General features: G+C 59.3%; 14 protein-coding genes, 1 tRNA gene and 1 pseudogene. 10 read left to right on the top strand and 6 right to left on the bottom strand.

What is annotated here, in order from left to right:
* A pseudogene (locus tag AC2VNM_RS02460) lies at positions 1 to 492 on the bottom strand (glycoside hydrolase); the annotation flags it as partial.
* Between the two features lie 4 nt (positions 493 to 496).
* Positions 497 to 1,798: a glucose-1-phosphate adenylyltransferase gene (gene glgC, locus AC2VNM_RS02455; protein WP_483166918.1), complete on the bottom strand. Its 1,302-nt coding sequence runs from the start codon at positions 1,796 to 1,798 to the stop codon at positions 497 to 499.
* Between the two features lie 162 nt (positions 1,799 to 1,960).
* Here glgC and AC2VNM_RS02450 point away from each other — a divergent pair, with 162 nt between their 5' ends.
* From AC2VNM_RS02450 to AC2VNM_RS02430, 5 genes are all read left to right on the top strand, one after another.
* Complete coding sequence (locus tag AC2VNM_RS02450; protein ID WP_483166919.1) at positions 1,961 to 2,530, top strand: class I SAM-dependent methyltransferase; 570 nt, start codon at positions 1,961 to 1,963, stop codon at positions 2,528 to 2,530.
* A 33-nt stretch (positions 2,531 to 2,563) separates the two neighbouring features.
* Positions 2,564 to 3,076 carry a chorismate--pyruvate lyase family protein gene (locus AC2VNM_RS02445; protein ID WP_483166920.1) on the top strand — a complete coding sequence of 171 codons (513 nt, stop codon included), beginning with the start codon at positions 2,564 to 2,566 and terminating at the stop codon, positions 3,074 to 3,076.
* Positions 3,073 to 3,939, top strand: coding sequence for a 4-hydroxybenzoate octaprenyltransferase (gene ubiA, locus AC2VNM_RS02440; protein WP_483166921.1), 867 nt, complete (start codon positions 3,073 to 3,075; stop codon positions 3,937 to 3,939). Before AC2VNM_RS02445 ends, ubiA begins: the two co-directional genes overlap by 4 nt.
* A gap of 219 nt (positions 3,940 to 4,158) precedes the next feature.
* The gene (locus tag AC2VNM_RS02435) at positions 4,159 to 6,297 is read left to right on the top strand and encodes a primosomal protein N' (RefSeq protein ID WP_483166922.1); all 2,139 of its coding nucleotides are present in this window, start codon (positions 4,159 to 4,161) and stop codon (positions 6,295 to 6,297) included.
* A 99-nt stretch (positions 6,298 to 6,396) separates the two neighbouring features.
* Positions 6,397 to 6,600 (top strand): cold-shock protein, encoded by a 204-nt coding sequence (locus AC2VNM_RS02430; RefSeq protein ID WP_163098445.1) that lies wholly within the window; start codon positions 6,397 to 6,399, stop codon positions 6,598 to 6,600.
* An 81-nt stretch (positions 6,601 to 6,681) separates the two neighbouring features.
* Here the strand turns inward: AC2VNM_RS02430 and AC2VNM_RS02425 are convergent, their stop codons facing one another.
* Both AC2VNM_RS02425 and AC2VNM_RS02420 read right to left on the bottom strand, forming a co-directional pair.
* Positions 6,682 to 8,493, bottom strand: a complete 1,812-nt coding sequence (locus tag AC2VNM_RS02425; RefSeq protein ID WP_483166923.1) for a DEAD/DEAH box helicase — start codon at positions 8,491 to 8,493, stop codon at positions 6,682 to 6,684.
* 59 nt (positions 8,494 to 8,552) lie between these two features.
* A complete protein-coding gene (locus tag AC2VNM_RS02420) occupies positions 8,553 to 9,176 on the bottom strand; it encodes a hypothetical protein (RefSeq protein ID WP_483166924.1) in 624 nt (207 codons plus the stop codon).
* A gap of 119 nt (positions 9,177 to 9,295) precedes the next feature.
* Between AC2VNM_RS02420 and AC2VNM_RS02415 the strand changes: the two genes are divergently transcribed.
* From AC2VNM_RS02415 to AC2VNM_RS02395, 5 genes are all read left to right on the top strand, one after another.
* Positions 9,296 to 10,303, top strand: coding sequence for a sodium:calcium antiporter (locus tag AC2VNM_RS02415; RefSeq protein WP_483166925.1), 1,008 nt, complete (start codon positions 9,296 to 9,298; stop codon positions 10,301 to 10,303).
* A gap of 36 nt (positions 10,304 to 10,339) precedes the next feature.
* A tRNA-Arg gene (locus tag AC2VNM_RS02410) sits at positions 10,340 to 10,415 on the top strand.
* Positions 10,416 to 11,047: 632 nt separating this feature from the next.
* A complete protein-coding gene (wbaP, locus tag AC2VNM_RS02405; protein ID WP_486912806.1) occupies positions 11,048 to 12,523 on the top strand; it encodes an undecaprenyl-phosphate galactose phosphotransferase WbaP in 1,476 nt (491 codons plus the stop codon).
* Between the two features lie 171 nt (positions 12,524 to 12,694).
* Complete coding sequence (locus tag AC2VNM_RS02400) at positions 12,695 to 15,271, top strand: plasma-membrane proton-efflux P-type ATPase (protein WP_486912805.1); 2,577 nt, start codon at positions 12,695 to 12,697, stop codon at positions 15,269 to 15,271.
* Between the two features lie 30 nt (positions 15,272 to 15,301).
* Entirely contained in the window at positions 15,302 to 16,693 is a 1,392-nt protein-coding gene (locus AC2VNM_RS02395) for an FAD-dependent oxidoreductase (protein WP_483166928.1), read from the top strand.
* Between the two features lie 18 nt (positions 16,694 to 16,711).
* Here AC2VNM_RS02395 and AC2VNM_RS02390 read toward each other — a convergent pair whose 3' ends face one another.
* Positions 16,712 to 17,878, bottom strand: a complete 1,167-nt coding sequence (locus AC2VNM_RS02390) for a MalY/PatB family protein (RefSeq protein WP_483166929.1) — start codon at positions 17,876 to 17,878, stop codon at positions 16,712 to 16,714.
* 547 nt (positions 17,879 to 18,425) lie between these two features.
* On the bottom strand, positions 18,426 to 19,337 hold a 912-nt coding region (locus AC2VNM_RS02385; protein ID WP_486912804.1), incomplete at its 5' end, for an NAD-dependent epimerase/dehydratase family protein.

Raw genomic sequence — 19,337 nt, 5'->3', positions numbered from 1 at the left:
CAGGGTCTCGCCGGTCCAGGCCAGATGATACCAGACCAGGAGGTCGGCGAGATATTGCACCGAGAGGTAATCGCCCATCTCGGCAGCGTCTTGTCGGATGAATTGCCATAGCTCATAGAGGCGCCGGTAGGCGGGAAAGGGATTGAGCATATGCTCGGGGTCCAGACGAAAACACTGGTCGAGTATGCTGTGCCGCGTTCCTACATCGAGAGTTTTGAGATCGGGGGTAGCCAAGGCCCGCAAAAGGGGGTCGCGAAACTGGCGCGTGCGAAACTGCTCGACATAGTCGTCGAGCTGCTCGAGGAGCACCGGCACGAAGTTGAATACCGCCCGCGCCAGAGGATTCTCCTCCAGGTGCGCGACCATGTCGGCATAGTCCTTGCAGGCGTGAAGATAGGTCCAGGGGAAACGATATGTCCCCTGGGCGTCGCGGTAATCCGGCTGGTGCATGTGCCAACAGATGACGACGTGCAGGGAGCGCGCGGGCGTCATGCCGTCACCTCACAAAGTGTAGCTGCTGTCCGAGAGACTCGGGGGTGATCAGGGTCACGCCGTTGGGCGTGCGATGAAAGCGCCGCGCATCCTCTTCCGGGTCTTCTCCAACAACAAGACCAGCCGGAATGACCGTACTCTTGTCCACCACTACCCGGCGCAGCCGCGCGCCCTCACCCAGCCGCACATTGGGGAGAATGACCGAATCCTCGATCAGGGTGTGACCATCATTGACCCGCACGTTGGAGAACAGTAGCGAACGCCGCACCGTCGCACCACTGATGATGCAACCGCCAGAAACGATGCTGTCGAGCGCCACACCGCGACGACCATCATCATCAAAGACAAACTTGGCCGGCGGCAGCTGTTCCTGATAGGTCCAGATCGGCCAGCGGCTATCGTAGAGATCGAGATCCGGGGTCACATGCACGAGATCGATATTGGCGGCCCAGTAGGCATCGATGGTACCGACATCGCGCCAGTAGCAGCGATGACTGTCGGAGCCGCCCAAACCGGTGGTCACGCAACTGTGGCGAAAGCGATGCGCCATCACCCGGTAGCGGGAAATCATGTAGGGGATCAGATCATTGCCAAAATCATGACTGGAGTGTGGATCGTCGGCATCGCGAATGAGCTGCTCGTAGAGGAAGTCGGTGTTGAAGACATAGATCCCCATACTGGCCAACGCCTTTTCAGGGTGGCCGGGCAGCGGGGTCGGATTTTCCGGCTTTTCGGTAAAGCCGACGATGCGATCCTCGTGGTTTACCGACATGACGCCGAAGGAGCGGGCCTCCTGCAGTGGCACCTCGATACAGGCCACGCTCATATCCGCCTGACTTTGCACGTGTTCGGCCAACATCTGGCCATAATCCATACGGTAGATGTGGTCACCGGCGAGGACTATCACATAGCGGGGGCGATGCGCCCGCAAGATATCGATATTCTGAAAGATGGCGTCGGCGGTACCCTTGTACCAGCCGGTGTTCATGCGCTGCTGCGCCGGAAGGATCTCGATGAACTCGCTGAACTCGCCGCGCAGGAAGCCCCAGCCGAGCTGCAGATGGCGAATCAGACTGTGGGCCTTGTATTGGGTCAACACCCCTACTCGGCGAATACCGGAGTTGATGCAGTTGGAGAGGCAGAAATCGATGATGCGAAACTTTCCACCAAACGGTACGGCAGGTTTGGCGCGCCAATCCGTCAGCGGTCCCAGGCGGCTGCCACGCCCCCCCGCCAATACCAAGGCCAGGGTATTCTTGGTGAGATTGCTGACGAAACGCGGTGAATTACTGAGGGCTTCGGACATATTGGCGACTCCGGAGGCAGGTGGCCCAAAAGACTTCCGTTGAAATTAAGTATAGTGACTCTCTGCCGCGCTTCCCTTCTTCCTGCTAGGCTTGTAGGAGAAAATACCGCATACCCAGGCGCCGGAGCAAGGCACCCACCCTCGACAGGAAACGTTATTGGCATGAACACACAGCAGAAAAATACCGGATTCTGGCACTTCACTCGCGAATTTTTTCGTGATCCCCGCGGTATCGGTGCACTGTTTCCCAGCTCGCCATTTCTCGCCAGACGTATGGCTGGGCTGGTCCCTAGCGGTGAGGGAGCAGTAGTCGAGCTCGGACCCGGACTCGGCCCGGTGACTCGCGCTCTACTGGAGGGCGGCATCGCCAAAGCCGATCTCATTCTGATTGAACGCTCTGCCAACATGGTCCAACACCTGCGGCAGGAATTCCCCGGGGTAGAGGTCATTCATGGCGATGCCGCCGAACTGGCCACCCTGATTGGCGACCGCCTGCCGGTACGTGCCATCGTTTCCAGTCTGCCCCTGCGCAGCATCCCGCCGAAGATCGTCGAACGCATTCTGGCGGAATTTCCCAGGTGCGCGCGGCGCGGTACCGCCCTCATTCAGTTTACCTATCACCCCTTGCACTCCTGTACCGGCCTGAGCGCCAAATTTGCCCACCAGCGAGCCAGCTATGTATGGCGCAACCTGCCGCCAGCACGGGTCGATTGCTTTCACTTCGGCGATTGACCACCTTCGGCAAAGGCAGGATCATGGTGATCCATGATCCCTTCGCGTCGCCACCGTCGTCATGCCGCCTGGGCACTCTGGCCTTGGTTATGTCTTCCCGCCTCCCTCACCGCGGCCTTGCGTCGTGCCTACGGGGCAACAGAATGGCCTCGCGCGCGGGTGCTCGGCTGTGGTCGTGCCCGCCCCCATCCCGAGGAACGTCGCGCCCTGGGCCTGAATCGGGCGGCCTGGGTCTACTGGCGAGAGGTGGAGCTGCATGGCCCCGATCCGCAAAAACCTGCCATCTGGGCCCGCTCCAGTTTTCCCTTGGGGGCCATCAGTCAGGGGCTACAACCCCTTACCCGCCATGGTAGCCGTCCCATTGGCAATACCTTGTTCCGCCATCGGCGCTTGCGGCGCAGCCCCATCCAGATCGAGATCTCCCCAGTCTATGGCCAGCGCCGACGCTGGCGGCGCAGCTCGATATTGCAGCGCGGAGCGCGCCGGGTTTGGGTGGAAGAACATCTCCTGCCCGATCTGCCGCGCTGGCGCGGGCGGGGCCGATGAACAGCGCTTGGCGTAGCCGTCTGGCGGCGTATGGGGCGCTGATGCGCATCGATCGCCCCATCGGCACCCTGCTCTTGCTTTGGCCCACCTATTGGGGGCTCTGGCTGGCAGCGGGCGGCACGCCACCCCTGGAATTATTTCTCATCTTTACCCTGGGAACCTGGCTGATGCGCTCGGCCGGTTGCGTCATCAACGACTATTTCGACCGCGACTTCGATCGCCAGGTCGCCCGTACCCGTAACCGCCCCCTGGCCAGTGGCAAGGTTCGCGCCCGGGAAGCGTTGCTGCTGTTTTTTGTGTTGTGCCTCTTGGCGGCCGCGCTCTTGCCGTTTCTGAATCTCCTGGTGTTCTATCTCGCCATCATCGCCGTTGCCATCAGCGCCGCCTACCCCTTGTTCAAACGCTTCACCCATCTACCCCAAGCCTTTTTGGGCCTGGCCTTTTCCTTTGGCATCCCCATGGCCTTTGCAGCAGTGCAGGATCATATACCGCCCATGGCTTGGTGGCTCATGCTCGGCAATGCCTGCTGGGTGATCGCGTACGATACCGCCTACGCCATGGCCGACCGGCCCGATGACCTGCGCGCCGGAGTTCGTTCTACCGCCATCTTGTTTGGACGCTTCGACTGGCTTGCCATTGCGGCTTTCGAGCTGGTCATGCTTGCCATTCTGTTGGTCATCGGTCTAGAGCTGCAGCTCCACTGGCCGTACTGGTTCAGTTTGACCGGCGCAGCAGTACTGTTTCTCTACCAGCAGAGTCTTCTCGACGGCGATCGCGATAAGGCCTTTCGTGCTTTTCTGCACAACAACTGGGTGGGATTATGGATTTTCTGGGGACTGGTGGCATCTCTCGGCCATTCCTGAAGGAAAAATCAAGAATCACTTATACACAGTCTAGCCATGTACTGACGCTGGCAGGAGAAAATCAAGCAGTTAGCACGAAAGACGAAAATCAAGTTGAGAAACAATAAGTTATAAATGCCTATTTTTTAGGCATCGGCAAAAAAGATAGTTAGCTCAAACTCTTTACGCAGTTGGACCCATTTCCTGCACAGACTTATCCACAGAAATTGTGGGAAACTCATGAATCGTGAAACACCCTGTATCGAAGTTGTTATCCTCGGCCCGCTGCCGCAAAGCTTCAGCTATCGTTGTGCCCTTCCCTTGCCTGCGCCTGGCTGCCGTCTACGCGTGCCCTTTGGGCGTGGGGAGCGCATTGCTATCGCGATTGGCCCATGTGTCTGTCCGCAGGACATCCTCCTCAAGGATGTCGCCAGCGTCCTGGACTGCGAGCCCCTACTCCCCCGCCCCCTGCAAGCCTTACTGGAGTTCGGCAGCCACTATTATCACCACCCGCTTGGGGCGGTATGGGAAACCGCTCTGCCGGCGCGGCTCTGCCAGGGGCATCCCCTCCCCGCGCTGACTCCCACGGTCTGGCGCCTGCGGTCTGACACCAGCCCATCAGAAAAGGGGCTGGGGGCACGGCAAATCGATCTTCTCCAGCGTTTACGCGAAGGCAGGGTAGCTAGCGCAGAACTCGACAGTAGCGATCGTCAGCGCCTGCGCCAATTTCTCGCGGACGGATGGATAGAAGAGGCCCCGCCCACTTTTCAGACTCGGGAGTCGCCGCTTCACCTCCACTCCGAGCAGGCCGGCGCGGTCGCCGCGATCCGTGCGGCCTCCGCATTTCAACCTTTTTTACTCGATGGGGTCACCGGCAGCGGCAAGACCGAGGTCTATTTGCAGGCCATGGAGCCACTGGTGCTGGCGGGAAAACAGGTGCTGTTTCTGGTACCGGAGATTGGACTCATCACCCAGACCGAGGCGCGCTGCGCTGCCCGCTTCGGGGCTGATCGCGTCGCCGTCTATCATTCGGGCCAGAGTGACGGGGAACGCCTGCGGGTCTGGGCGCAGGCACGCCAGGGTAGCATCTCCGTCCTTATCGGCACGCGTTCCGCCGTTTTTGTGCCGCTGTTACAACCCGCTCTGTTGATCGTCGACGAAGAACACGATCCCTCCTACAAACAGCACAGCGGTTGGCTCTATTCTGCCCGCGATCTGGCCCTGCGCCGCGCGCAACTCGAGGAGCTTCCCATCGTGCTCGGTTCCGCCACGCCATCCCTGGAGAGCCTGCACAATCGCCAACGTGGCCGCTACCGCGACCTGCGTCTGCGCGAGCGCGCCAGCGCCCGGCAACTTCCGCAAATCGAGATTTTACCCCTGCGCAAAAAGCGTCTGTTGGCGGGGCTGGATCCCGTCCTTCTGGGCGCCTGCGCAGAGACCCTCGCCAGCGGTCAGCAGGCATTGTTTTTTCTCAATCGACGTGGCTTTGCCCCGGCCCTGCTCTGCCATGCTTGCGGCCATGTACCCCACTGTCGCCGCTGCTCGGCACCCTTGACCTGGCACCGACGTCAGGCACGTCTACGCTGTCATCATTGCGGGCTGGAGGCCCCCGTACCTAGCCAATGCCCCAATTGCGGTGCCAGCGAAATCACCGGCATTGGCATGGGCACGGAGGGCCTCGAAGATTTTCTGCGCGAGCGCTTTCCCGACGTGCCCCTGCTGCGTATCGACCGCGACGAGGTACATAGCGCCAAACAATTAGCGGAGCGCCTGCAACAGGTCCTGCACACTCGACCGGCCATCTTACTTGGCACGCAAATGCTCAGCAAAGGTCACCATTTCCCCGACGTCAGCCTGGTAGGCATCGTGGATGTGGACCAGGGGCTGTACAGCGCCGATTTTCGCGCTCCGGAACGCTTGGCCCAGACGGTGATACAGGTGGCCGGTCGTGCCGGCCGCGGCGGCACTCGGGGACGGGTCATCCTGCAAACGCACCTTCCGGAACATCCTTTGCTGCTTGCCTTGCAAGGTGGCGCATACGGGACCGCGGCAAGCCAACTCCTCCGCGAACGCCAGCAGGCAGGCCTGCCCCCCTTTCGCGCCCTCGCTCTGCTGCAGGCCGAGGCGCAGCGTGCCGAACCCGTCTATGCATTTCTGCGCGCAGCACACGCCTGCATTGGCCCGGAATTGGAGTGCAGCGGTCCGATTCCAGCTCTACTCGAACGCCGCGCTGGCTATCACCGTGCCTATCTGTGGCTCGAGGGCAAAAGCCGCTCCGCACTCCATCGTGCCTTGGCTCGGGCCGTAGATCCCCTTGGCAAATTGCCCCAATCGCGGCAGGTACGCTGGAGCCTGGACGTAGACCCGCAGAATTTTTAGGACCTTTGCAAGAATTACCTACAGACGGTTGATTTTCCCAGCGGAAAGCCTATACTGAACTTGGCCAGTTCGGCTGTTTTTATTTATTTGGGGTGTAACATGGCGGTTGGTACGGTAAAGTGGTTCAACGACAGCAAGGGGTTTGGTTTCATCACGCCGGAAGATGGCAAGGAAGATGTGTTCGTGCATCACTCCGCCATTGAAGGCTCCGGCTTCAAGACCTTGGCGGAAGGTGAGCGCGTCAACTTTGAAGTGACTCGCGGCCCGAAGGGTCTGCAAGCCGAAAAGGTCCGTCGGGCCTAATTAGCCCGCGCAGGGCAGTGTCAACTGCCCTCCCCCTTGCGGGGAAAACACTTACCGGCCCGGTTTACTGAGCCGGTATTTTTACGTCCGCCGCTCCCGCTTACGGGTACTCGGCCGGGTCACGCGACGCTCTTTTTCAGCAGTTTCAGCGGTCGTTTTCCGCCGCACTGCCGGACGCCGGGGATAGCTCTCCCGCCCGGCGTCGCCAGACGATAGTGGGCGGATCTGCAGGGGCCGGCCGCAGACCCAGGTCTTCTTCAGGTGTTCGATCACGGCGTCGTGGAGATCGGCGGGCAATTCGACCGTGCTGTGGTCATGGGCAATTTGTACCTTGCGAATCAGACGGCTTGGCAAGCCCGACTCATTGGCAATAGCGCCCACGATATTTTTTACCTGCGCTCCGTGCTCTTCACCCACGTCCAGGCGATACATGCGCATATTGGGCTCCCCCTCAGCTGCAGAGGACTCGCGGCGCACCTGCGGCCTCTGCCGCTTGCCCTCGCCATCACGCCGTTCGCGACGTGGACGTGCGGGCGACACCACAGTGTCCAGCGCTGCGGAGGGTCGGGTCTCCGGCGCTGGCAAGAGCGGCTTGTCCTTCTGCACCAAAAAGGCCAAAGCGGCGGCAATCTCTCCCAGGCCAATATCATGCTCCTCCTGATATTGGGCGATCAAGGATTCGAAGGGCTCCAGGTCCTCCCCCTCAATCACCGCGAGGAGCTGCTCCTTAAACTGCGCCACCCGACGATCGGCAACATCGGCAAGACTGGGCAAATGCATGGCCTCGATACTCTGCCCAGTGGCCCGCTCGATGGCTTTGAGCAGATAACGCTCACGCGGGGCAACAAAAAGAATAGCCTCCCCTTTGCGTCCGGCCCGCCCGGTGCGACCGATCCGATGCACATAAGCCTCGGTGTCGTTGGGGATATCATAGTTGATGACGTGGGTGATGCGCTCGACGTCCAGGCCACGGGCGGCAACGTCCGTAGCAATGACGATGTCGAGGGCACCCGATTTGAGCCGCTCGACGGTCTGCTCGCGCAACGCCTGACTCATATCGCCGTTGAGGGCACCACAGGCGTAACCACGTGCCTCCAGGCGCTCTGCCAGTTCGACGGTAGCCGTCTTCGTGCGCACGAAGATGATCCAGGCATTGCTGTCTTCCACTTCCAGAATACGGGTCAGGGCATCAAGCTTGTGGGTGCCACTCACCTGCCAATAGCGCTGGCGGATGGCAGACACGGTTTTCGTGGCACTTTTGATCTTGATTTCCACAGGCTCGCGCAGGTACGTGCGCGCAATCCGGTGGATGGCCTCGGGCATGGTCGCAGAAAACAGCGCCACCTGGCGCTCCTCCGGGGTGTGCTGGAGAATATCTTCGACAGCATCGATGAAACCCATGCGTAGCATCTCATCAGCCTCATCCAGTACCACCGCCTGCAGTCGGTCGAGCTGCAAGGTACGGCGACGCAGATGGTCCTGAATGCGCCCCGGCGTGCCCACCACCACCTGCACCCCACGCGCCAGTTGTTTCAACTGCAGGCCCATGGACTGACCACCGTAGATCGGGAGGACGTGAAATCCAGGCAGGTATTTGGCGTAGCTCTGCATCGCCTCGGCTACCTGGATGGCCAGCTCGCGCGTCGGCGCCAGCACCAGGATCTGCGGGAAACGCTGCGAACAATCAACGCGGCTGAGCAACGGCAAGGCAAAGGCCGCAGTCTTGCCGGTGCCGGTCTGCGCCAGACCAATGACATCCTTGCCGGCAAGCAGCGGGGGAATGCTCTGGGCCTGAATGGGCGATGGCTGCTCATAGCCAATCTCGGCTACGGCGCGCTGGAGCGGCTCGGCAAGCGCGAAATCGCCGAAACGCTGTGTGTTTTCCTGTCCCATTCCTACCCCCTACGCAATCGATTGCGCACTATACGCCAAATCTGGCGCCGGTGCATGACTCAGTCGGCAGCCAGCAATTCTTGCAATGCCGCCGCGATGCCCGTGTCGGCCCCGGGGCCATACGGCGTTTGTCCGGGCGTAAAGCGATCGCAAAAGGCGTAATCGAAGCTCACGTCCTGCAAGCCCAGACTGCCAAAGAGGCGGTTTTCCCAAGACTGATCATCGGCGTGGGGAACCAGCGTCGGCCAGGCGGACGCCGCAGCAGGTTCGAGAATGGGTCCAAAAAAGATTGCGCCGGGCTTGTTGCGCAAGCGCAGGGCACAGGAGCCGGCGGTGCGACCTGACATCGGCAGAAAGTCGATGGTGCGGGTGAGGCGCAGCTTGCTGTCCAGAGCGACATCGAGCTCAACGCCCATGGCCCTTCCCTCTATGGGTTGCGCCACCAAACGCAGACCTTTGTCCTGCCAGCTGGAGAGATCCTGGGCACCGAAACGACTCGGCAGAAACAGTACGGTCGGCGGCGCCAGCCTCTCCAGTTCTTGCCAGAGCGCGGCGTCATAGCGTGGGGCATTGACCAGAATGCCACCGGCATCCTTGTCGGCGATGTAATACACCGCCGGGGTGTCCTCTCCACCCTCCACATGATGTATACTGCGGTCAAAGAAACGACAGAGTTCCTGCATAACACCTCTCCAGTCTGGAGGGATTCACCTTGGCGCAAAAATTCTTTGCGCGCAAGGACTGGGCGCCACAAAACGCAACGCTTATTCTGCCACTTTATCCTCCACCGAGATCTCGACCCATGGATATCGTCCAGCTTCTTCTCGCCCTCGTTCTCATTCTCCTCGCCGCCGAGCTGTTCACCAACTCCCTGGAACATCTGGGCCACCGGCTCGGGCTTTCGGAGGGAGTCACCGGCTCCATCTTTGCCGCCATTGGTACTGCGCTGCCGGAGACCATGGTACCACTGGTGGCGGTCTTTGCGTCGAGCAGTCTGGCCAGCCCGAAACTTGGCGAGGAGGTTGGCGTCGGTGCCATTCTTGGCGCACCGATGATGCTGTCCACCCTCACCCTGTTCCTAATGGCGCTTTTTGCTGCCGGACAGCGCGGCTGGCGGGGCGAGCTCCTGCCCGAGCGCAGCGGCCTGCGTCGCGATCTGTCCTGGTTTCTGGCCGCCTTCGCCCTGGCGACGATTGCGCTGTTCATTCCGCACCACGCCGCCATCGTGCGTAGTGCTATCGCCACCATCCTCGTCTTGCTCTATTTCTTTTACATTCTGCTCACGGTTCGTGCCTCGGCAGCCCTGGTCGCCGATGGTCACGCCACCGAGGCAGAAGCACCGCTCTACCTTTCCCGGCTGGGCCTTCCCAATGCCTTGCCGGTCATCTTCCTGCAACTGGCACTGGGACTGGCCGGCATCATCTTCGGCGCCGAGCTCTTTGTGCATGGAGTGGAGCATCTCTCCATCTGGCTGGGGGTTTCTGCGCTCATCCTCTCCCTGTTGATCGTGCCCGTAGCCACCGAACTGCCGGAAAAAATCAACAGTATTCTGTGGATACGGCGCAAGAAGGACACTCTCGCCTTTGGTAATATCACCGGTGCGCTGGTCTTTCAGGGGTCGTTGTTGCCCGCCATTGGCGTCTCTCTGACCCCCTGGTCACCTACCCCACCAGTGCTGCTCGGGGCAGTGCTGACTTTGTGCGCAGCGAGTTACACTTTTTTGCTCGTCTGGCGTGGCGTGCGTCTACGGCCCCTACATTTCCTCTTCAATGGGGTCCTCTATATGGCGTATTTTGCGGTGTTGAGCTAGGCGCAGAGCGTCCCAAGCTGCTACCATTGGCATCACGCCCCAGTAGCTCAGTGGATAGAGCAACCGCCTCCTAAGCGGTAGGTCGTACGTTCGATTCGTATCTGGGGCGCCATAGTAAACAATAAGTTACGAATTTGCATTGCATGCCTCTCTAATTTATGCCCCACCCTGGCGGCATAGTTGCGTCAAGTTCAAGGCGACAGCAGTGGATCCGAGGATCAAGACCATGTGCCAACCAGACCCCAATGCAAAGCCCAGAGATACCCCCGGCGGTCGCCGTTGGAGAAATCCAGACGGATAAGGACAAGAAATATCTTTACCGTACTGATAAATCATCTTGTTAAAAAGAAAACTGCGCATTTGTACCAGATTTGATACGTCCTCAGAAAAACCTCCACATAGCGATGCATCTTCCCTGGCTGCATGTTCCAAATACGTCAACTGGTCTAACAGCAAAACCTTTCTAGACCTTGACAGGACACCGTTTTCTCTGGTTTCATCCGCACATTGGCGTGATCGGAGATTGCGACCTGGGCCATACATCACCAGAACTCCTATCCTCTGCCCTCGCTGCATCCCCAACGAGATTGTCGGCGGTTTTCGATCCGGGGCACGTGCTTGGTCGAGGAATAGTATGCCATTCGCGCAATGCCATGCTGATGATTCGGGCCGGTCAAAGACATATACGAGCGAGACGCAGCTCTTCGTGCTTCCCTCGCCACATCTAAGGATGGAGAGTTGCCAGTGACAACCGTGAAATCCACCGTCAGAACCGAACACAGTCTTCCCTGGCAGCGTCTGGTGCCCTACTTCCTCGGCATAGCGGACGCGCTGGCTCTCTTCGCCGCGTTCTATTTCGCGCGCATTTCGCATGCGCTGTACTACAGTATTGACCCCCTGCAAGTACTCCTGCACTGGTGGGGCGAGATCGTTCAGGTAAACATCCTGTTATTCTTTTTGCTGGCGGCCACGGCCATTCTGGCCTTTGCCTACAAAGGCCATTACGCCCGGCGCAAGGCCTTCTGGGACGAAATGGGGGAAATGGTCGGGGTGTTGACGGTACTCGTCGTCCTCAACGCCTCCTTGGCGTTTGTTGGCAAGTGGCCGATGTCGCGCCTGTGGCTCTTCTCCACCTGGGGATTGGCTTTCCTGTTCTTGCCGGCCAGTCGGCTGGTAATGCGGCGCATCCTGTATCATCTCAACGCATGGAATCGCCCTGTGGTGATCGTCGGTTGCGGGCAGAACGCCGCGGAAGCCATTCGCGCCCTGGACAGCGAGCCACTTCTCGGCTATGAGGTGCAACGGGTACTAGTGCCGGAAGGCGCAACGCCACCCGGCGATGGTTTTCCCGCCCGCGCTCCAATCCAGACCCTGGACAATAATCCACTGGAGACCCTGGCCCGGCTGGGCGACCCCCATGTGATTCTGGCCTTGGACATGGACCAGTGGGAGGCGCAGGAGCGGCTGATCCGCACCCTCAGCTTCAGTTACCGTAACCTGACCATTGCCCCGCCCCTGCGCGGCTTACCTCTCTTCGGGCTGGAAACCATGCATTTCTTCAGCCATGAAGTGCTCATGCTGCGGGTACGCGACAACTTGGCGCGGCCGGCATCGCAATGGATGAAACAGTTTTTCGATCTGTTGGCTACCAGCCTGATTGTGCTGATGCTGGCGGTACCAATGCTGGTGATCGTCTTGCGCATTCGCCGCGAAGATGGAGGTCCTGCCTTTTTCGCTCAAGAACGCATAGGCAAGGACGGCAAACCCTTCCCGTGCCTGAAGTTTCGCAGCATGGTGGTGGACGCTGAACAAAAGCTGAATATCTATCTGGATGAGCACCCTGAAGCGCGGGCCGAATATGAGCGCAACTACAAGCTGCGAAATGACCCCCGAGTCACGTCCATCGGGCGCTTCCTGCGCCGGACCAGCCTGGACGAGCTACCGCAGATCTTCAATGTCTTGCGCGGCGAGATGAGTCTGGTTGGTCCGCGCCCCCTCCTCGAAAAGGAACGTTCCCGCTATGGCGAGGGTATCCACCTCTACACTCAGGTGCGCCCCGGCATCACCGGACTCTGGCAGATCAGCGGTCGCAGTAACACCACCTTTGCCGAGCGGGTACACCTCGACGCTTGGTATGTGAAGAATTGGTCCCTTTGGTACGACATCGTCATCCTACTGCGCACCGTCAAGGTCGTGTTCCGGCGGGAGGGTGCGTATTGAGCGGGCCGTCTACGATAGCCCCGTCATTGGCCCCACAGTTCGCTCCAGGGAACAGATACCCGCTCCGGGGCCTTTATCAGAAAACGCAGACATTCCTGACTTGCACTATCCTATAGGCGTGTCCGGTTATCGAAGATACGTATTCATGAACCGCACGGGGAGGTGTGCAAAATGGCAGTGGAACACGACCCAAAAGAATGGGAACAGATGGCGCCCGAAGCTGCTTTTCAGGCGCTCGACAGCAACGAAAAGGGGCTCAGTGCCGCAGAGGCGACACAACGACTACAGCAGTATGGCGAAAATGCCTTACATGAAAAGGAAATTCCCCTGTGGCACCGGCTGCTCTCCTACTTTTGGGGCCCTATCCCGTGGATGATCGAAGTCGCCGCGGTGTTATCCGCCATCAATGACGACTGGAAGAGCTTTTTTGTAATCTTCGCCATGCTGCTGATCAACGGTGGCATTGGCTTCTGGGAGGAAAAAGGCGCTGCCGACGCCCTCAAGGCCCTAAAAAACCAACTAGCGCTCAAAGCGCGTGCTCTGCGTGATGGCCAGTGGCAGGAAATCGATGCCGGCACCCTGGTACCGGGGGATGTCATTCGGGTGCGCCTGGGAGATGTGCTGCCCGCCGACGTCAAACTCTTTTCCGGCGACTATCTTGCCGTCGATCAATCGGCGCTGACCGGCGAATCGCTGCCCGTCAACAAAAAGCCGGGGGCGGTGGCCTACTCCGGAACCATCGCCAAGCAGGGTGAGATGCTCGCCCTGGTCTATGCCACCGGCAGCAAGACCTTCTTTGGCCGCACGGCCAGCCTGGTCCAGAGGGCGGCCCCCGTTTCCCACTTTCAGAAGGCCGTGCTTGGCATCGGCAATTTCCTCATCATCCTTGCCCTGGTCCTGTCGACGATCCTGATTATCGTCGAGCTGGTACGGGGGCTGCCGTTTTTGGAGCTACTGGCCTTCATTCTGGTCGTCGTCGTGGCGTCCATTCCTGTCGCCATGCCTGCCGTGCTGTCCGTGACCATGGCGCTGGGAGCCTTAGCCTTGTCGCGCATGAAAGCGATCGTCTCCCGCCTGACCTCCATTGAGGAAATGGCCGGGGTCGATATTCTCTGCTCGGACAAGACCGGCACTCTGACGCAAAACAAGATCACCCTGGGAGATACCGTGCTCTTTCAGGCCAAAGAGGAGCAGGAGGTGATTGTTGCCGCTGCTCTGGCCTCCCGCGCCGAGGATGCCGATGCCATCGATCTAGCCGTGCTGGCTGGCCTCCAGGATAAGGCCAAGCAACTGCAAGGGTTCCAGCAGGACAAGTTCATCCCCTTCGATCCCGTTTCCAAGCGCACGGAAGGACAAATCCAGGGTCCGGACGGCAAGCACTTCCGCACCTCCAAGGGTGCTCCCCAAGTTCTCATGGATATGGCCAAACTAGACGGTGATGCGCGCAGCAAGGCAGAAAAGGCGGTAGAAGACTTTGCCGCCAAGGGCTTCCGCACCCTGGGGGTCGCCCGCTCCGATGATGACGGTACCAGCTGGCAGTTTCTGGGCATTCTCTCGCTCTTCGATCCGCCACGGGTTGATTCCAAGGACACCATCATCGAGGCGCAGCAGCATGGCATCGAAGTCAAGATGGTGACCGGTGACCATCAGGCCATCGCCAGCGAAATTGCTGGACAATTAAATCTCGGCACCCGCATCCTGACCGTCGACGAACGCCTGTCGAAGTACGCCGAAACCGGGCAGCTCGCAGATGGCTTGGGTGCGGAAATCGAAAAGGCCGATGGCTTTGCGCAGGTATTCCCCGAGCACAAATATGCCATCGTCAAGGTCTTGCAGCAGCGCGGACATATCGTCGCCATGACGGGCGATGGCGTGAATGACGCTCCCGCACTCAAACAGGCGGATGTCGGCATTGCCGTGTCCGGCGCGACCGACGCTGCCCGTGCGGCCGCGGCGTTGATCCTCACGGCTCCGGGCCTGAATGTCATCGTCAAGGCGGTAGAGGAAGCACGGCGCATTTTCGAGCGGATGATGAGCTACACCGTTTATCGCATCGCTATGACCCTCGATATCCTCTTTTTTGTCGTCATCACCATGCTGATCTTCAATTCCTACCCGCTCACGGCGATCATGGTAGTGCTTCTTTCCTTGCTCGATGACATCCCCATCATGAGCATTGCCTGGGATCGTACTGCGGTGCAGGAAAGTCCGGTGCATTGGGAGATGGCGCGGGTACTCAGTCTAGCCTCTATGATGGGCCTGCTGGCTCTGGGCGGTACCCTGGTGCTGTACCTGCTGGGCCGCTTTGCTTTTCAGCTGCCCAACTGGGAACTGCAAACCCTGATGTTTTTGCAACTCATCGCCGGCGGGCATTTGATGCTCTTTCTGACGCGCACCCGTGGCCCTTTCTGGAAGCCACCCTATCCAGCCCCCATCCTGCTGCTTGCCATCCTCGGTACGCAGATCTTTGGCATTGCCATCGTCGCCTTTGGCTGGTTGATGCCGGCCATTCCCTGGGTGGCGATTGGCCTGGTCTGGGCCTACAACATTGTGTGGATGTTTGTCGCAGACTTCGCCAAGCTCGCCATCCATCGTGCCATGGATCACCGGCAAGGGCATCAGCTGCGTTTTCTCAACACCCTCAATCGCTCTCTGCATCCCATGATTGCCGAGATCGAGGCGGGAGATGCCGCGCTGCGACGCCAAGTACAGGGCCTCTTGCACGCGCAAAAAGATCAGGAAAAGTAAAGATTCCGAAGTACACAGGAGGGAAGACAGATGGCGGAACAAACTACGGATGTCTTGATCATTGGTGGCGGCCCCGCAGGCATGATGTGCGGGATCACCGCAGCGCAGTTTTCTCCGCATAAAAAAGTTCTGGTGGTACGCCCGGAAGGCGACGCAGTCATCCCCTGTGGCATTCCCTACATCTTCGGCACCCTGGGCGGCACCGACGAGGATATGGCAGGTCGCGCGCCGCTACTGGCGGCAGGTGGCCAATTGCAGATCGGCAAGGTCAAGCAGGTGGATCGGCAGCAGCGTACGGCCAGCCTGGATAATGGCGATCTCATCCACTGGGAGCGCCTGGTTCTCGCCACCGGTGCCGACAATTTCATTCCCCCCATCCCCGGCCTCGATCTCGCGGGGGTATTCAGTATCCAGAAGGACTACAACTATCTCGATCAACTCTTCAGCACCCTGATCCCCAAGGTCAAGCGCCTGGCGATCATCGGCGGGGGCTTCATTGGTGTGGAATTTGCCGACGAGATCCGCAAACGGGGTATTGAAGTGCATATCATCGAGATGATGCCACATCTGATGCAAGCGGCCTTCGATCTCTATGCCTGTACCGCAGTCGAAAAACAGTTGCAAAAACATGGGGTACAGATCCATACCGGCTGCAAGGTAGAGGCAGTAATCGCCGACGCCTCGGGCAAACAGGTCGCCGGGGTGCAGATCGCCGGGCAGGATCTTCTGCCCGTCGATGCGGTATTGGTCGCTATCGGCACCCGTCCTCACACCCAGCTGGCGCAGGACATGGGCCTTACCCTGAGTCGCTCGGGGGGAGTATGGGTAGACGCCTTTCAGCGCAGTCGCGAAGACCCGCACATTTTCGCCGTGGGTGACTGTGCGCACAAACAGGATTTTTTTACCCGCAAGGCCAGTCACGCCATGATCGCTTCGCAGGCCGCCGCCGAAGGACGCATTGCCGGGATGAATCTCTATGGATTGCGGGAGCTGCGTTTCAATGCGGGCTCGGTCAGCGTCTATGCCAGTGAAATCGATGGCTTGGCCTTTGGCGTTGCCGGCATGACCGAGCACCAGGCAGAACAGGAAGGCTTTCCCATCCTCGTCGGCGAGGCCCGCTTGCCTGATCATCATCCGGCGGCCATGCCCAATACCACGGAGATCTACTGTCGTGTCATCTTCGCCCGCGACTCCCTACAGTTATTGGGAGGACAAATACTGGGCGGTACCACGACTGGCGAGCTCGTCAATACCATTGGCCTTGCCGTACAAATGCGCGCTACCGCACCCGACCTGGCGAGCATGCAATTCGGCAGCCAACCGCGCCTGACACCGTCCCTGCATCCCTTGGTTGCCGCTACCGGCGATGCCCTGCACAAACATTTTCAAGGACAGCACCCCTGTGTGGACTCGCCCACCTGAATCCGGGATGAGCCCCGCTCAGGCCTGCGCAGCTGCCGCCTTGCGCAGCAGGTCCAGGCCGTGTGCCAAGAGCTTTCGCGACGTTCCAAAGTTGAGGCGGACGAAACCAGATCCACCCTCACCAAAGGACGGGCCCCAATTCAGGCCCAGGCCGGCATCGAGGATCCTCGCCTCGATTTCTGCATCGCTCAACCCCCAGGCACGGAGATCCAGCCACGCCAAATAGCCAAAATCCGGCTTCCGAAAGCCAATCTCTGGCAGCTGCTCCTGCAAAAAGGACTCCAGAAACTGGGCATTATCACCAAGGTAGCTCTGCAAGGCCTGCAACCACGGCCACCCCTCCTGCCAGGCCGCACGCAGGGCGGCCTTGGCGAAGGTGTGGGTACCGAGGATACCGCTACGCCGGAGTTCGTCCACAAACTGGGCTTTGGCTTCGTCACCCCGGAGCCATGCTACCGCCCCTCCAAGCCCTGCAATATTGAAACTCTTGCTTGCCGAGGCGAAGACGATGGCGCGGGGATCCAGTTTTCCCATGGGGGTGTGGACCTGGTCGGGACGGCTGAGGTCGGCATGAATTTCGTCACTGACAATCCGTACCCCATGGCGCTGACAGAGGGAAACCAACTGCTGTAACTCCTCTGGCGTCCACACCCGACCCACCGGATTGTGCGGGGAACAGAGCAGCAACATCCGCGCCTGCGGCAGTTGTGTCGCCAAGGACGCAAAGTCGATTTCGTAGCGAAGGCCCGCATCCTTGCGCAAGGGTACAGAGACCAAGCGTCTGCGCTGCCCCGTTACGGCGGCAAAAAATGGGGGATAGATCGGTGGCATAACGATGATCCCATCGTCCGGCCGGGAAAATGCGCGAACCGCCGCATTCAGCGCCGGCACCACTCCCTGGACCGGGATAACCTCGTCTGTCCTGACCGTCCAGGAATAGCGTTTGCACCACCAGTCAGCCGCCGCTTCGTGCACCGTTTCGTCATGATCCGGATACCCCAACACCGGCTCTACCAGACGCTGTTCCAGAGCACGCAAAATTTTGGGCGCGACCGGGAAATCCATATCGGCAACCCACATCGGAAATACCGGCCTGCCGAATGTCTGTCGCGCTCCCGCCCATTTGACACTATCCGTATGCCAGCGGTCGACAACTGTATCAAAATCAAATTGCGTTTCACGCATGCGTGGTTTCCTGAGCTGATCGAGATGTCCTATAGCCATCTTTGGGCCCAGGTACGAAAAAGCCATCCCGTGCGGCCCTACTTTACCCAAGCGATCATACCAGCCGGGGGACGAAAAGGCCTAGTTCCCAATCTTTCACCAAGCCGAATTCAAGGCCGGAGCAGTCCGACCACAGGAATTGCCCGCGGAACCCGCAGCGGAGCATCCGTATTCCGCAAAAGCTTAGCAGGCATGACGTTAGAACTCCCTCAATGATCTGCATACCAGGCCCGGATTGCACAAAGACCATTGGCCAGCGGCGTCTCCGGCACCCATCCTAGATCCAGATGGACGCGCTCGATTTCGAGGTATTTTATGGCTGGTTTGCTGCGTGTATCCCCGCGAAAAAAGCGACATCGGCGATGGAAGTCGCCGTATCGGTACCGAAATTGAAGGCCTTGCCACGGTGGTTCGCTAAAGGTTCGTCCGGTTTCAGGTAGGCATCCGCCATATCGGCAATATATAAAAAAACATCTGCGAGAGGCAGATTACAAAGCCAAGCCTACAATTATGCTGCAGAACAGCGCTCTAAAAGGGTGCGCAGACCGCGGTTTAGAGGAATATTTGCTCGTCCAAGGACCTGCTGCATACGACTCACATCCGCCTGGGAATGACGGATGTCACCGGACTGCCGGAGCACCCGTTGCATCTCTCCCTTACCAAGATTCAGCTCGATCAGAAGTTCAGCTAGCTCTCCAATAGTTGTCGCCCTACCACTAGCGACATTGACGACACCGTTGACGGCACTCCTCAACGCCGCCAGATTTACGCGCGCGACATCGGCAACATGAATAAAATCGCGCTCCTGAAGCCCATCCCCGCGCACCGTGAGCGGCCGCCCGTTCTGGAGTTGATCGATAAAGCGCGAGATTACCCCACTATAGGGCGAACGAGGGTCCTGTCGTGGTCCGTACACATTGAAGTAGCGAAGACCAAGCTGAGACAGACCATACAAGCGCCCAAACAACTCCGCATAGAGCTCATTACTGTACTTTTCCAAGCCATAGGGCGAGATGGGCCGTAGCGGAGCCGTTTCTTGCAATGGCAACACCTCTGGATCACCGTAGACTGCCGCCGAAGACGCGTACACCACTCGCACTGAATAGCGACGTGCCTGCTCCAACACCCGCACGAATCCGACGATATTCTGCTCAGCGGACCGCACAGGATCCTCCAGACTACGCTGTACGGAAACCTGAGCAGCGAGATACAAGACCGCACTCACCTCGGTAAAGGCCACCTGCAGTATTGTTGCATCCTCGACACTCCCAGCGATGATTTCCAGCTGCGGATGGCCTTTTGGTAGATTTTCACGACGGCCGGTGGAAAAATCGTCGAGAACTCGCACCGCGTAGCCTTCCGCCAGCATGTGGTCCACCGAATGAGAGCCGATAAAACCAGCACCACCAATCACCAGTAT

The sequence above is a fragment of the Acidithiobacillus sp. TH-A67 genome (genome assembly GCF_057473545.1).
This window is presented reverse-complemented; position numbering and strand designations above follow the sequence as displayed.

Excerpts from the sequence above, each read along its gene's own strand:
- glgC (WP_483166918.1), bottom strand. The coding sequence starts at position 1,798 with ATGTCCGAAGCCCTCAGTAATTCACCGCGTTTCGTCAGCAATCTCACC.
- AC2VNM_RS02450 (WP_483166919.1), top strand. The coding sequence starts at position 1,961 with ATGAACACACAGCAGAAAAATACCGGATTCTGGCACTTCACTCGCGAA.
- AC2VNM_RS02445 (WP_483166920.1), top strand. The coding sequence starts at position 2,564 with ATGATCCCTTCGCGTCGCCACCGTCGTCATGCCGCCTGGGCACTCTGG.
- ubiA (WP_483166921.1), top strand. The coding sequence starts at position 3,073 with ATGAACAGCGCTTGGCGTAGCCGTCTGGCGGCGTATGGGGCGCTGATG.
- AC2VNM_RS02435 (WP_483166922.1), top strand. The coding sequence starts at position 4,159 with ATGAATCGTGAAACACCCTGTATCGAAGTTGTTATCCTCGGCCCGCTG.
- AC2VNM_RS02430 (WP_163098445.1), top strand. The coding sequence starts at position 6,397 with ATGGCGGTTGGTACGGTAAAGTGGTTCAACGACAGCAAGGGGTTTGGT.
- AC2VNM_RS02425 (WP_483166923.1), bottom strand. The coding sequence starts at position 8,493 with ATGGGACAGGAAAACACACAGCGTTTCGGCGATTTCGCGCTTGCCGAG.
- AC2VNM_RS02420 (WP_483166924.1), bottom strand. The coding sequence starts at position 9,176 with ATGCAGGAACTCTGTCGTTTCTTTGACCGCAGTATACATCATGTGGAG.
- AC2VNM_RS02415 (WP_483166925.1), top strand. The coding sequence starts at position 9,296 with ATGGATATCGTCCAGCTTCTTCTCGCCCTCGTTCTCATTCTCCTCGCC.
- AC2VNM_RS02400 (WP_486912805.1), top strand. The coding sequence starts at position 12,695 with ATGGCAGTGGAACACGACCCAAAAGAATGGGAACAGATGGCGCCCGAA.
- AC2VNM_RS02395 (WP_483166928.1), top strand. The coding sequence starts at position 15,302 with ATGGCGGAACAAACTACGGATGTCTTGATCATTGGTGGCGGCCCCGCA.
- AC2VNM_RS02390 (WP_483166929.1), bottom strand. The coding sequence starts at position 17,878 with ATGCGTGAAACGCAATTTGATTTTGATACAGTTGTCGACCGCTGGCAT.